This window comes from Shewanella sp. MR-4 (assembly GCF_000014685.1).
In the GTDB taxonomy this organism is placed as follows: Bacteria; Pseudomonadota; Gammaproteobacteria; order Enterobacterales; family Shewanellaceae; genus Shewanella.
Genome location: NC_008321.1, coordinates 455482 through 468961 on the forward strand (window position 1 = coordinate 455482; position 13480 = coordinate 468961).

The following is a 13480-nucleotide window of genomic DNA, read 5'->3' on the forward strand; positions in this document are numbered from 1 at the left end:
AGCGCAATAAAAAAGCCGCATTAAGCGGCTTTCCGTGGAAGATGGAGCTCGGATTAAGACTTAGCGCGTTTCATTGCGGTGAAGAACTCTTCGTTGGTCTTAGTCATCGCCAGCTTATCGATCAGGAATTCCATTGCGCTGACTTCATCCATTGGATTTAAGATCTTACGCAGGATCCACATCTTTTGCAGTTCATCAGGCGTGGTCAGTTTTTCTTCGCGACGAGTACCACTGCGGTTGAAGTCAATCGCTGGGAATACGCGTTTTTCAGCGGCCTTGCGTGACAGATGCAGTTCTTGGTTACCAGTACCTTTAAACTCTTCGTAAATCACTTCGTCCATTTTCGAGCCGGTATCAACCAGTGCGGTAGCAATAATAGTTAAACTGCCGCCATTTTCGATGTTACGAGCCGCACCGAAGAAGCGCTTAGGACGGTGCAGGGCGTTTGCGTCCACACCACCAGTTAACACTTTGCCCGATGATGGGATAACAGTGTTGTAGGCGCGAGCCAAACGAGTGATAGAGTCGAGTAGGATCACAACGTCTTTCTTGTGCTCAACTAAACGCTTGGCTTTTTCAATTACCATTTCAGCCACTTGTACGTGACGGCTGGCTGGTTCGTCGAAGGTTGATGCAATCACTTCGCCTTGAACTAGGCGTTGCATCTCGGTCACTTCTTCAGGACGTTCATCGATCAGCAGTACCATCAACACGACTTCAGGGTTGTTGTAGGTGATTGACTGAGCAATGTTTTGCAGTAATAAGGTTTTACCCGCTTTTGGTGGCGCGACGATCAGACCGCGTTGGCCCTTACCGATAGGAGAGCATAAATCCAGAATACGGGCAGTGATGTCTTCAGTAGAGCCATTACCACGCTCCATACGCATACGTTCTTCTGCGTGGAGTGGGGTTAAGTTTTCAAAGAGGATTTTGTTGCGAGAGTTTTCGGGTTTATCGAAGTTAACTTCGTTAACTTTTAGCAGGGCAAAATAACGTTCACCTTCTTTCGGTGGGCGAATCTTACCAAAAATGGTGTCGCCCGTTCGCATGTTAAAGCGGCGAATTTGGCTTGGTGATACATAAATATCGTCAGGGCCAGCTAAGTAAGATCCATCTGCACTACGTAAGAAACCGAATCCGTCTTGGAGTATTTCTAATACACCGCCACCGAAAATGTCTTCGCCACTTTTGGCGTGGGCTTTAAGAATAGAGAAAATAATGTCCTGCTTGCGAGCACGGGCCATATTTTCGAGTTTCATATTTTCGGCTAGCGAGACTAGGTCGGATATCGGCGTGTCTTTTAATTCAGTTAAGTTCATGTTGGGGATCTTGTGTTACGCGACAAAGCTTACCGCGATCAATCAGTAAAGTTTGTGATTCAGGATAGTGATTGACGAGCGAGAAGTGGTTTAGTTAGAAAGAATCTGGTTATTAAAGTAGCACTAACAAAGCGGGGCGTCCAGAAATTTAGGGGTATTCCGGCACAATTAATTAAAGCTTGTGCCGGAGGTCACTCATAGCGACAACAAATTAGATTTGTGCGTCGATAAACTCTTTTAATTGAGTTTTAGACAGTGCGCCAACTTTGGTCGCAGCTAATTCACCGTTCTTGAACAACAGTAAAGTTGGGATACCACGAACGCCATATTTCGCTGGAGAAACGTTGTTTTGGTCAACGTTTAGTTTAGCGATAGTTACACGACCTGCGTACTCTTCGGCAACGTCGTCAAGGATTGGCGCGATCATTTTGCATGGACCACACCATTCAGCCCAGAAGTCTACCAATACTGGTAAATCGGCCTTTAATACGTCGTTTTCGAAGCTGTCGTCGCTCAGGTATATAATTTTATCGCTCATGATGTTCTCCAGTTTGGTTGCCATTGCTGGTTTGTTAATGGCTTACCATGTATATTGGGGCTGAAAAATAGCTTTTCAAGTTACCTTTTTACAATGTGGCTATTTCAAACGATCGAGTATCTTATTGCAACCCCAAATGGTATGCTTGCGCTATGAGCCAAACACATTTATCTAATCAAAAATTTGCCGACCTTCCTCTACATCCAGAGGTAAAACAGGCCCTTGCCGAAAACGGCTTCGAATTTTGTACGCCAATTCAGGCGTTATCATTACCCGTATTACTTCAATCAAAAGATATCGCCGGCCAAGCTCAAACGGGCACAGGTAAGACAATGGCGTTTTTGGTTGCCACATTTAACCATTTATTATCGACGCCAATTCCTGAAAACCGTCAGCTTAATCAGCCGCGCGCCATCATTATGGCCCCAACTCGCGAGCTGGCGATTCAAATTGCAAAAGACGCGATTCTACTTGCCAAGCATACTCACTTAAAGGTGGGGATTGTTTACGGTGGCGAGAGTTATGATGTTCAGCGTAAAGTACTCGATCAAGGTGTTGATATCTTAATCGGGACGACTGGACGTATTATTGACTATGTGCGTCAGGGCATTATTAGCTTAAATGCGATCCAAGCCGTAGTGTTAGACGAAGCCGATCGCATGTTCGACCTCGGTTTTATCAAGGACATTCGTTTCCTGTTCCGACGTATGCCCAATGCCGATCAGCGTCTGAACATGCTGTTCTCGGCGACACTTTCGATGAAGGTGCAGGAACTTGCCTATGATCATATGAATGATCCTGTGAAAGTCGAAATTGCCCCAGAAGAAAAAACCTCCAAGAACATCAAAGAAGAAATTTTCTATCCCTCCCAAGAAGATAAAATTCGTTTACTGCTGACATTGATTGAAGAAGATTGGCCCGAGAAGGCCATTGTTTTTTCAAACACTAAGCACAGCTGTGAGAACCTATGGTCTTGGCTTGAAGGGGATGGACATCGCGTTGGTTTGCTGACGGGTGATGTACCGCAGAAGAAACGTATTCGTATCCTGGAGCAATTTACTCAAGGCCAACTAGATATTCTGGTCGCGACCGATGTTGCTGCACGTGGACTACATATCTCCGATGTTTCTCATGTCTACAATTATGATTTACCTGATGATTGTGAGGACTATGTTCATCGTATCGGTCGTACGGGCCGTGCGGGTAACAAAGGCGTATCTGTTAGTTTCGCCTGTGAAGAATACGCACTGAATCTGCCTGCGATTGAAAGCTATATCAATCACTCCATTCCTGTGAGTAATTATGACCGTGATGCGCTGCTGGATGATATTCCACCGCCGGTTAAAATTCATCGCAAACACCCCGCTGGGGCGCGCAATTTACGTGAGCGCTCTGGAGCTGGTCGACCTCAAGGTGCCCATCGCAGTGGTGGCCGTCCACCTCGTCATGACAGGACGCGTAGACAGCCGTAAATGCCAACACCCGCTTATGCCGCCATTACTTTAGGCTCTAACAGTTTTAATATGCTGATCGCTAAGACAAAAGGCGGTCGGCCACATATTATTGCTAAATATAAGCGTAAGGTTAGGTTGGCAGAAGGCATTGGTGAAGATGGCCATTTAACTACGGAAGTGATGCAGCGTGGCTTAGATTGCCTAGCGATGTTTGCTCAAATGTTAGCGCTGCATAAGATCCATCCAAATCATGTCGCTGTGATTGCTACGGCGACACTGCGTACCATCAATAACGCCGATGAGTTTAATCAGAAGGCGATCCCACTCCTAGGCCATCCTATTGAAATTATTTCGGGGATGCGTGAGGCCGAGCTGATTTATCAAGGCATGGTGGCGACTACTTGTGGCCAAGGTCGACGGTTAGTCATTGATATTGGTGGCGCCAGTACCGAGTTTATTATCGGTGATGGTCATCAAGTTCAGTTTAAGACTAGTTTACCTATGGGCAGCGTGACTTTTAATCGTCGTTTCTTTAGCAACGCTCCGTTGCAAGAGCTCGATTTTGAAGATGCCAAGCAGGAAGTGTTGGAAGTCTTAGGTGAACATAGACAAAGGTTAAAAGACTTAGGATGGCACTGTGTCGTTGGCGCTTCTGGTGCGGTGCAATCAGTGGTCGAAGTCTTAATGCACCGTAAGTTGTCTGAAACCATTACCTTAGCCGTGCTGACACAGCTTAAAGCGGAAATCCTTGCCGAAGAAGATGCGAGTCTTGCGGGGATTATCGGCCTAAGCGCCGAACGCGCACCGACATTTGCCGCTGGGGTGGCGATTTTACTCGCGCTCTTTGAACTATTGGGAATTGAGCAGTTGGCGCTATCGGGCGGCGCATTGCGTGAGGGCGTGTTAGTCATGCTGGCACAGCGGATTTTAGAAGAAGCAATTTAACCTCAAATCCATTTTAAAATAATAAAGGCCGCGAAGTTTACACTTGGCGGCCTTTATATTTAGCGACTCGAGATTACTTTAATATCTCGACTAAATCTTTTTCGAGCGAGACGGTTGGGCGTTCAACGATACGGCCAATTTCCTTACCTTGCTGTAGCACGATAATGGTTGGAATACGCTTAAACTCGTATTTTGCCGCCAGCCCTTCGGGATCTTGCTTGCTGCGATCAACCCCAATATAAGTCACTTTGATATTGGGGTTAGCCACTTCTTCCATAATGCGAATAAAGCGTGGTGTTTCGCGATGGCAGTCTGGGCACCAAGTGCCGATGATGACCACGATTTCGGTTGGCTCAGCGATGTTCTTAAGAGGGGCTAAGGATGCTGTATCCACCTGATAGCTCTTGTAGCCCTCTGCAAACTCATTGAGATCTTTTACTAAATGTTGCGCTTCAACTACACCAGTTAAAATCACTTCTTGTTTCTCCTCGCTGCAGGTGGCAATCAAGCCCTGTTGTTGCTCTTCAAAGCCACAGCCGCCATTTGCCAGTACCTGGCAACTAAAAAATAACGCGGTCGTGGCGAGTAATGCTTTAACGTTATTGTGCATGATATGCCCTCGAAATCGAAGAAGAATAATGAGATTGCATTCAAACACTAATTTGCGTTTTCTAAAAGTTGCGAATGAATTTGCTGCAACCCAGATCACGTCTTGCTAATGTAAAATCTAAATCTTGTCCGCTAAATACAGGTTTTAGTTACTGGGCTTGCTCTAATAATTTGGTCAGAATGGGCTTATTGGCATCGGGGAAATCGTATTGGCTTAGCTCATGTTTATTGACCCAAGCAATCTGTTGCCCTTCAAGCCCTTGCGCCTCTCCCGTAAATTCACTCACAGTGTGAATATCGAGTAACACTTGTTTATCGGGATAATCGTAGCTTAGCGCCATAAAAGGTTCGCTTGTGCTGACGATTAAAGCAACTTCTTCTTTTAGCTCACGAATTAAGGCTTGGGTGACTGTTTCGCCCTGTTCGACTTTACCGCCTGGGAATTCCCACTTGCCGCCTTGATGCAAATGCTCTGGGCGCTTAGCGAGTAGGATTTGCCCGCTAGGGTTGAGGATAATGCCGACGGCAACATGAATGCGTTTTGTCATAAAATTCTGCTTATAAAGAACTGAAACGGGCTAATTATTGAGGCTTATTCTTTAAAGAAACTCTCTTCGTCGTAACCGAGTTCATCTAACGCGTCGAGGTCAAACTCAGATTTGACGGGAATAGCATGTTTTTCGGAGGCCCAATCACCTAGGTCAATCATCTTGCAGCGCTCGCTACAAAAAGGTTTGAATTCCGATTGGGGTACCCATTCTACTGGGGTTTTACAAATAGGACAGTTGACGGTTAATGGCATAATAGACTTCTCCTTAGCAGTCGACTGAGTGAACAAAGGAATCGCTGAGTATCAAAGCGTGCCAAGAGCGGCAAGTGACGGCTTAACTCTGCAGAAACATAGAAGTCGTTAGTGTAAAGGCTTCAGGCACAGGTCGCTAGTAAGAATTCGATGCTACGGTCGGAATGGCGTTGTTGGTCGAATTGGACAAAGTGGATAGCGTAGCGATTTCGATGACCACTGATGGTGGGGTAGCAGCCGTGGGCGGCATCGACTCTGACTCTTACTAGTGAGAGTGCTTGAGCACTATCTCCCTGGTAGAAACCAGCGTGTGCGGTGGCATTATCGAAATGGGCGGTGCTGCGGGTAAGTTGGAGTAAAAGCGTGATGGGAGTGAGAAGGGGATCAAAATGGCTGATCCAAGCTTGGTAGTCCTGTTGTCTTTCTTCCCAAGGTTTAGCAAGCCAAAAATGCAGTTGGGGAAGGTCGAAGTTGCAGCAGGCGCCTGGCATGCCAAAACGCTGTCGCAAGGCAGAGAGAAAGCGGTCTTGTTTGAGTTGACTACCACAGCGCTCAGGGCGTTGTAATTGCTCTCTGGCTTGCGTCAATGATTGAATGTAAAACTCAATCTGTTCGCTATCGACATGGTCAAGCTCTTGCCATTTACCCAGTTGTAGCAGATTGCGCTCGATATCTTTAAGGACTTCATTGCGATAATCGCAACGCTCGGATAATTCGCACAGGGAGAAAAGAGGGTAGAAACATCTATGCTGGTGGTCGTGATTTAGATTATTACCGAGCTGTTTATTGAGATATTCGAGGCGCAAATAGCTGCGAATCTTCTCATTTAATGGCTGTTCGTAAACTAAGTCAGTCATGGGCGTTATGATTACCGGATAATTGTAAATAGCGTTGGTGCAATGCTTGCACCTCTTGCTTTAGTTTTGATATCTCTCCCTGATTATCAATAATATCGTCGGCTCTAGCGAGTTTGTCACCGCGACTACATTGGCTATTAATGATGTTATTTACCTGAGTGGCGTCCACATTGTCCCGATTTACGGTACGGCTTACTTGCAACTCCGGCGAAATATCCACCACTAAAGTCCGATTGACTAACCTATCTAACCCGTTCTCAAATAGCAAGGGCACAACCATAATTACATAGTCTGAGGTGGCATTTTCAACTTGAAAAAGCATTTCTTGGCGGATCATAGGGTGGAGCAACTGATTCAACCATTGGCGTTCTTGCTCATTGCTAAAAACCCGTTGCCGCAGTTTTGCGCGGTCAAGCTCACCAGTCTCGGTTAATATTTCAGTGCCGAAGTGAGCGATAATTGCTTGAAGTCCTTTTGAGCCTTTCGCGACCACTTCGCGAGCGACTACATCGGCATCGACTAAATCGACACCTTCTTCGGCAAATAAATTGGCAACGGTAGTTTTACCGCTACCAATGCCACCCGTTAGGCCTACGACAAATTTGGACATAAGATTCTCGTATAGATGATGATCTTCATCGATTCGGACTATCCCGCACAACCTAGGCGCTAAAGATTAAAGAGGCGCATCCAGTTTTTATAGCGTACTTAGATACCAATCGACTATGGGTTGTCCCCATATCAATGCTATCCACCCAGCGGCGGCAATATAAGGCCCAAAGGGAATAGGGTTTGCGAGCTGATTACGTTTGAGCACGATGAGCGTGATGCCAACAAGGGCACCAACTAAAGAGGACAGTAAAATGACTAGGGGGAGCATCTGCCAACCCAGCCATGCACCAAATACGGCGAGCAGTTTAAAGTCGCCATACCCCATGCCTTCCTTACCTGTGAGTAGCTTAAACAGCCAAAACACCGACCAGAGACTCAAATAGCCCGCTGCAGCGCCTATAACGGCATCGGTTGGCGTGGTAAAGGTATGATTGAGGTTAATGAGTAATCCTAGCCATAGGAGTGGAAGGGTCATCTGGTCGGGAAGCAGCATCTCATCCAGATCGATACCCGTTAATGCAATCAATACAAAGGTTAATACCGCAGCAAACACAAATTGCCAGCTAGGACCAAAATGCCAAGCGAGCGTTGCAACGAGTAACCCTGTTACTAACTCAATAATTGGATAGCGTGAGGATATTGGTGCATCGCAGGCAGCGCATTTTCCTCTGAGCATTAACCAGCCCACAATCGGCAGATTATGCCAAGGTTTGATTGCGGTTTTACATTTAGGGCAGGCGGAACCTGGTACTACTAGATTGTATTTTTCAGGGTAAGTATCTATCGGCTTATTGAGCTTTTCGATACCAATCTGCTTTACCACATCTACATGGTATTCTTGCAGATATTGATTACACTCCTGTTGCCATTCGCGCTTCATCATTACCGGAAAGCGGTGAATGACGACATTTAAAAAGCTACCAATAGTGGCAGCAAACACAAAACTTAACGCAATAAATAGCCAAGGACTCTGCGCAAGAGAGTGGCTTAAAAGAGAAATAAAGTCTGACATTAGTGGTTCTTATTCTTACTCATTAAATCAGTTAGTTGGGTTCGCTGCGTTAAGCTTAACCTACGACATTACCCATTTGGAAAATCGGTAGATACATACCGACAATCAAACCGCCGACCAAGATGCCAATGACTACCATCATAATGGGCTCGATAAGGCTTGATAAGCCATCAACGGCATCATCGACCTGCATTTCATAAATATTGGCTACTTTATTGAGCATACTATCGAGTGAGCCAGACTCTTCACCGATCATCACCATTTGGATCAGCATATCGGGGAAAAGCCCTGTGGTACGCATGGCGACGTTCATCTGCATCCCAGCCATCACTTCTTGGCGTACTTTCAATAGTGCCGATCGATAAACCGCGTTGCCAGAGGCGCCGGCAGCTGACTCCATACCATCGATTAAAGGCACCCCTGCCGCAAAGGTGGTGGCTAAGGTGCGGGAAAATCGTGCCATGGCTGCTTTATGCAATATCTCACCGATAATGGGAATCTTAAGCACAAGTTCATCTATTCGATCCCTAAACATTTGTGAATTGCGGTGGGCACGGACAAATAACCAGATACTGATAGCTATGGCTGCGAAGAATATATACCAAGAACTCTGTAAAAAACGCGAAATGCCAACGATCATCTGGGTAAAAGCTGGAAGCTCTGCACCAAAGCTTGCAAAAATTGATTCAAATTGCGGTACAACAAACAACAGAAGCAGTGTTGTTACTGCTATCGCTACCACAACGACTGCGGCAGGGTAAAACATCGCCTTTTTAATTTTCGACTTTAAGGCTTCGGCTTTTTCTCTGTATGTTGCAATTCGGTCAAACACTGCATCAAGAGAGCCTGAATGTTCACCCGCTGCGACAAGATCGACGTAGAGATCATCAAAATAACGTCTATGGGGGCGTAGTGAGTCTGATAGTGGAATACCCGATTGTACTTCTGACAATATAGTACCGAGTAACTCGCGCATTTTTTGCTTTTCATGGCCGCGGCCGAGCATTTCTATTGTGGTGACTAAGGGGACACCTGCTGCCAGCATAGTCGCTATTTGGCGTGTTACCATGGCGATATCCATAGGTTTGATATCGGGATTGTGAGCGAAAAGAGGTGATGCTTTTTTGCGTACAACTTTAGGGTTTACCCCTTGGAGCTTAAGCTGACTTTTCACCTCGGCGACACTGGTGCCTTTTAATTCGCCACCGGTTTTTTTGCCATCACGGTTTAAGCCCTTCCACTCAAAGGTATAGATCTTAGGTTGGCTTTTTTGCTCGTTCTTTTTGGCACGAGGCTTTTTTACTGTCGTTGCCGTAGCCATAGATAGTCCCTATTAGGCATTAATTAGCTATGAGTTTATTGTCACTAGATTAGTATACATAGCGAAATAAAAAGTGGTTATATAAAACCGTTCAGCGAGCTATGTAGCGTAGCCAAATAACTATGCGTTTTAAAAACTTGTGACTCGGTTTACTTCGGCAATACTGGTTACCCCTTGGATAACTTTAAGAAGGCCCGATTGACGCAGATCACGCATCCCCTGTGCTTTGGCTTGCTCGGCAATTTGTAATGAATTGCCGCCTTCCATAATTGTACGAGCGATTTCATCGGACATTTTCATTACTTCGTAAATACCCACCCGTCCTTTATATCCGCCAGAACAATGCTCACAACCTACAGGTTTATAGGTGGTAAAGCCTTGAGCGATTTGCTCATCGGTAAAGCCTAAACGTTGCAATTCATGTTCTGGAATATGCTCTGCTTGCTTGCATTCCGGGCAGAGTCGTCTAGAAAGACGCTGAGCAATAATCAGATTCACTGAACTGGCGATATTGTAACCAGGTACACCCATATTAATTAAACGGGTCAAAGTTTCCGCCGCCGAGTTTGTGTGCAGTGTTGATAATACTAAGTGACCCGTTTGCGCGGCTTTAATGGCAATTTCGGCGGTCTCAAGGTCGCGGATTTCTCCCACCATAACGACATCGGGGTCTTGACGCAAAAAGGAACGTAGCGCTGAAGCAAAGGTTAAACCCGCCTTTAAATTAATATGGACTTGGTTAACCCCTTCAAGGTTGATTTCTACCGGGTCTTCGGCGGTAGAGATATTGCGCTCGGCAGTATTGAGGATATTTAACCCTGTATAAAGCGAAACCGTTTTACCCGAACCTGTAGGACCTGTGACTAAGATCATCCCTTGGGGTTTGGCGAGCATCTCAAGGTAAAGCTTTTCTTGATCGGGTTCATAACCTAGTTTTTCAATGCCGAGCTGTGCGGAGGAGGAATCTAATATCCGCATTACAATTTTTTCGCCCCAGAGCGTCGGTAATGTGCTCACCCGAAAGTCGATGGACTTAGTGCGGGAAAGCTTCATCTTAATCCTGCCATCCTGAGGAACGCGGCGTTCGGCAATATCGAGTTTCGACATTACCTTTAAGCGCGCCGATAACCGCCCTGCTAGGCTAATTGGCGGTTCGGAGACTTCATGCAAAATACCATCGATACGGAAACGAATGCGGTAGCGTTTTTCATAGGGTTCAAAGTGAAGATCTGATGCCCCCTTACGAATTGCATCGGTTAATATCTTATTGATATAAATGACGATTGGTGCATCATCACTACCGTCACTTGTATTCTCGTCTTGGCGTTTATCGGTATCGGTAACTTCTATGCCGGCTAAAGCCGCTTCATCCATACCTCCTAAATCAAGGCTGGTAATATCCTCTTCGAGTACCTTTTCGAGGGCTTTAGCGAGCTTATCTTCTTCAACTAGAATGGCTTCGGCATGTAGGCCCGCACTGAATTGAAACTCTTCAAGTGCAGCAATATTTGTAGGGTCTGATGTCGCAATGTAGAGGCGATTACCGCGTTTAAATAAGGGTAAACAGCGGTGCTTTTCAATCAGCTTTTTATTGGTAAATTCTTCGGGAATGGCACTGAGTTCAAACTCGGCTAAATCTAGCAGCGGGGTGCCATATTCTTCATAGCAAAGTTCGGCAACCGAGCGTGCCGAAATCAGCTTAGTTTGTACTAGGGTGCTAACGAGTGCCTGTTTTGTCTGTCTGGATTTAGCGATAGCGCCCGCCATCTGCTCTTCATTTAGCAGGCCTTTACGAATAAATAAGGTAGATAAACCTAAATGAAGGCCTGTAGATGGCATATCTGCTCCAGTGTGTAATGACAATTAGAATAGTAACATTGGTTTAAAAATTTGTCATTGGAGTTGCTTACATTAATGCTACATTAACAAGGTGTTGGTCGCGGATCTACAAGTCATGCGGATAAAAAGTCATCGTTAAATGGGGAATGTAATTGAAGGCTTATGCTTATCTTGTGTTAGTTGGGCTAATTAGTTTTTTTTTGTTAGGGACTACCTTCGCTCTTGATGTTAATCATGTGTTTTCAATTAATAATGAATATGATTTAAAGCGAATTTTGGCAATTGCTTTTATTTGGCTTATGGTGTTAATGCTCAGCTTTAAAAGGGAGCATTATCTGTTGCGACTAAAAAAACAATCTATTGCTTTTTTAGTCTTTTTTTTTGGACTGGGGAGTATTTCAGCTTTATACAGTCAACATTCGTTTTGGAGTTGGATTGAGTTAGGCAATATCTTATTGTGCCTGATTGGCTTATATTGTTTTAGTAGCGTTTTAAGAAGTTTGTCTACCTCACAGGTTTATCGTTTTTGTTATTTTTTTTCGCTCGTCATTTCAATTGCTACGTTACTTAAATATCTGCTTTTTTTAGTTTTTCACTATATTGAACTACAGCCATTTAATATTCACGGGCTTATTTATGGCTATGTGAATGTTAGATTTTTTAATCAGTTGCAGGTGATGATGGTTCCATTGCTGCTTTTGCCTTTTTTTTCTTCAGAATTGAAGCGGTTCTCTGTGATGTCGTTAATTTTAATCTCATTGCACTGGATGGTATTACTGCAAACAGAGGCGAGGGGCGCCATGGTTTCACTCATTAGTGCGATGGTTTTGATATCGTTTTTTTTGGGAGCAGATATTCGAAAGTCGTTAATCGCGGTTGTTTGTCGAGCGATTTTATTAGGTATTTCCCTCTGGTTACTTTTTATTGTCATCATCCCCATTCTCATCATGGGGGATAACTTTGCCCATCTTCGTGGGGGCAGTTCAGGCCGTTTAGACTTGTGGATGTATGTTGTTAATAATATATCTGAGCATCTTCTATTGGGTCATGGCCCAATGGCATTTGCTTGGGCCGAGAATAAGCCGCTGCCCCATGCTCATCCCCATAATTCTGTTATGCAATTACTATACGAGTACGGCGTCGTGGTTTGTATGGGGACCATCTTATGGGTTGGGAGCTATTTAGCTAACTTACTGGCGAGTTTGAAGCAAGAAACGAATGTTAATCAGTTGCCTATCATAATGTCGTTGCTTACGGCATTAATTTATTCACTGTTTAGTGGCGTGGTGGTGATGCCCTTTGCGCAACTACTGTTGGTGTTTGTGGTATCGGTGACGGCTCTGCCATTACCAGCAGTGTGTTATCCGGTGAGTGCACTGGTGCGGGGGATAGCAGTGATGGGCGTTTCATTACTAAGCTGGGCATTATTGGCGAGTTATCATCATTCGCAGTTATTATCTGCCTTATTTCCGCGATTTTGGGTCAATGGGTTACTGAGTTACTGAACAAAAAGGCCGCAGTAGCGGCCCTTTAACACATTGATGCTAGCTATTGATTAAGAGCCAGCTGAACAGGTTGCAGTACCCCAATCACAAGTAATTGTTGTCCCAGTCTCATCTTCTGCAGTGAAGGTTTCTGGACCTGATAATGAAGCCAGATCTGTCGGTGTGGTGGGGGTACTTGTGTCAGCGCATGACACTGCTTTGTAGTCTGGTACTGTTGTTTCACCTATAACTGCTGCGGAAGCTGCTTTGGTCCAAGCACTGGCTTCGCTTAAGCAGGAGTTGATTTTACTTTTGTTGACGTATTCTTTATACGCAGGCAGTGCGATTGCAGCCAAAATACCGATAATCGCGACGACGATCATTAATTCAATCAGAGTAAAACCCTGAGCCTTTTTATTTAACGTTTGGTTCGTTGCTTTCATGTTTCTCTCCAGTTTACGCAGTGTCACAATTAATTAGCCAATTTTACTTACTAGCTACCCTGTCGTCACCCTAGCGATTGTTTATCAAGCGAACTCCATTATGTCACTTAACTCACAAACACATAACAAACGGTGGTGTAACTATATTTTAGAGAATTTCAGAGAATGTTATCTCAGTGAATACTATTTCATTGAGCACCATCCCAGTCTCTGTGAGTACTACCTCTGTCTCTGTGAGTACTAAG

General features: G+C 45.0%; 14 protein-coding genes. 3 read left to right on the forward strand and 11 right to left on the reverse strand.

Translation table 11 applies throughout. From position 1 onward, the window contains the following. Positions 1–53: 53 nt before the first annotated feature. Both rho and trxA read right to left on the reverse strand, forming a co-directional pair. Entirely contained in the window at positions 54–1319 is a 1266-nt protein-coding gene (rho, locus tag SHEWMR4_RS02180; RefSeq protein WP_011621213.1) for a transcription termination factor Rho, read from the reverse strand. Between the two features lie 211 nt (positions 1320–1530). Beyond that, on the reverse strand, positions 1531–1857 hold the full coding sequence (gene trxA, locus SHEWMR4_RS02185) for a thioredoxin TrxA (RefSeq protein WP_011070766.1): 327 nt from the start codon (positions 1855–1857) through the stop codon (positions 1531–1533). A gap of 152 nt (positions 1858–2009) precedes the next feature. On the opposite strand from trxA, the gene rhlB reads away from it, so the two are divergent. Continuing rightward, on the forward strand, positions 2010–3329 hold the full coding sequence (gene rhlB / locus SHEWMR4_RS02190) for an ATP-dependent RNA helicase RhlB (protein ID WP_011621214.1): 1320 nt from the start codon (positions 2010–2012) through the stop codon (positions 3327–3329). Continuing rightward, positions 3330–4256: an exopolyphosphatase gene (locus tag SHEWMR4_RS02195; protein ID WP_011621215.1), complete on the forward strand. Its 927-nt coding sequence runs from the start codon at positions 3330–3332 to the stop codon at positions 4254–4256. Positions 4257–4329: 73 nt separating this feature from the next. Here SHEWMR4_RS02195 and SHEWMR4_RS02200 read toward each other — a convergent pair whose 3' ends face one another. The 8 genes from SHEWMR4_RS02200 to pilB all read right to left on the reverse strand — a co-directional run bounded on the left by SHEWMR4_RS02200 (position 4330) and on the right by pilB (position 11308). Further along, positions 4330–4866: a thioredoxin family protein gene (locus SHEWMR4_RS02200; protein WP_011621216.1), complete on the reverse strand. Its 537-nt coding sequence runs from the start codon at positions 4864–4866 to the stop codon at positions 4330–4332. 148 nt (positions 4867–5014) lie between these two features. Next, entirely contained in the window at positions 5015–5413 is a 399-nt protein-coding gene (gene mutT / locus SHEWMR4_RS02205; RefSeq protein ID WP_011621217.1) for an 8-oxo-dGTP diphosphatase MutT, read from the reverse strand. A 44-nt stretch (positions 5414–5457) separates the two neighbouring features. Next, positions 5458–5667, reverse strand: coding sequence for a DNA gyrase inhibitor YacG (yacG, locus tag SHEWMR4_RS02210; RefSeq protein WP_011621218.1), 210 nt, complete (start codon positions 5665–5667; stop codon positions 5458–5460). A gap of 122 nt (positions 5668–5789) precedes the next feature. Beyond that, complete coding sequence (zapD, locus tag SHEWMR4_RS02215) at positions 5790–6524, reverse strand: cell division protein ZapD (protein WP_011621219.1); 735 nt, start codon at positions 6522–6524, stop codon at positions 5790–5792. Next, entirely contained in the window at positions 6517–7134 is a 618-nt protein-coding gene (coaE, locus tag SHEWMR4_RS02220) for a dephospho-CoA kinase (protein WP_011621220.1), read from the reverse strand. The genes zapD and coaE overlap by 8 nt, the downstream gene beginning before the upstream one ends. Before the next feature lie 87 nt (positions 7135–7221). Beyond that, on the reverse strand, positions 7222–8148 hold the full coding sequence (locus tag SHEWMR4_RS02225) for a prepilin peptidase (RefSeq protein ID WP_011621221.1): 927 nt from the start codon (positions 8146–8148) through the stop codon (positions 7222–7224). A gap of 55 nt (positions 8149–8203) precedes the next feature. After that, positions 8204–9469, reverse strand: a complete 1266-nt coding sequence (locus tag SHEWMR4_RS02230) for a type II secretion system F family protein (RefSeq protein WP_011621222.1) — start codon at positions 9467–9469, stop codon at positions 8204–8206. Between the two features lie 129 nt (positions 9470–9598). After that, positions 9599–11308: a type IV-A pilus assembly ATPase PilB gene (gene pilB / locus SHEWMR4_RS02235; RefSeq protein WP_011621223.1), complete on the reverse strand. Its 1710-nt coding sequence runs from the start codon at positions 11306–11308 to the stop codon at positions 9599–9601. Positions 11309–11460: 152 nt separating this feature from the next. Here pilB and SHEWMR4_RS02240 point away from each other — a divergent pair, with 152 nt between their 5' ends. Beyond that, entirely contained in the window at positions 11461–12813 is a 1353-nt protein-coding gene (locus tag SHEWMR4_RS02240) for an O-antigen ligase family protein (RefSeq protein ID WP_041408676.1), read from the forward strand. A 50-nt stretch (positions 12814–12863) separates the two neighbouring features. Here the strand turns inward: SHEWMR4_RS02240 and SHEWMR4_RS02245 are convergent, their stop codons facing one another. Further along, complete coding sequence (locus SHEWMR4_RS02245) at positions 12864–13235, reverse strand: prepilin-type N-terminal cleavage/methylation domain-containing protein (RefSeq protein ID WP_011621225.1); 372 nt, start codon at positions 13233–13235, stop codon at positions 12864–12866. Positions 13236–13480 lie beyond the last annotated feature (245 nt).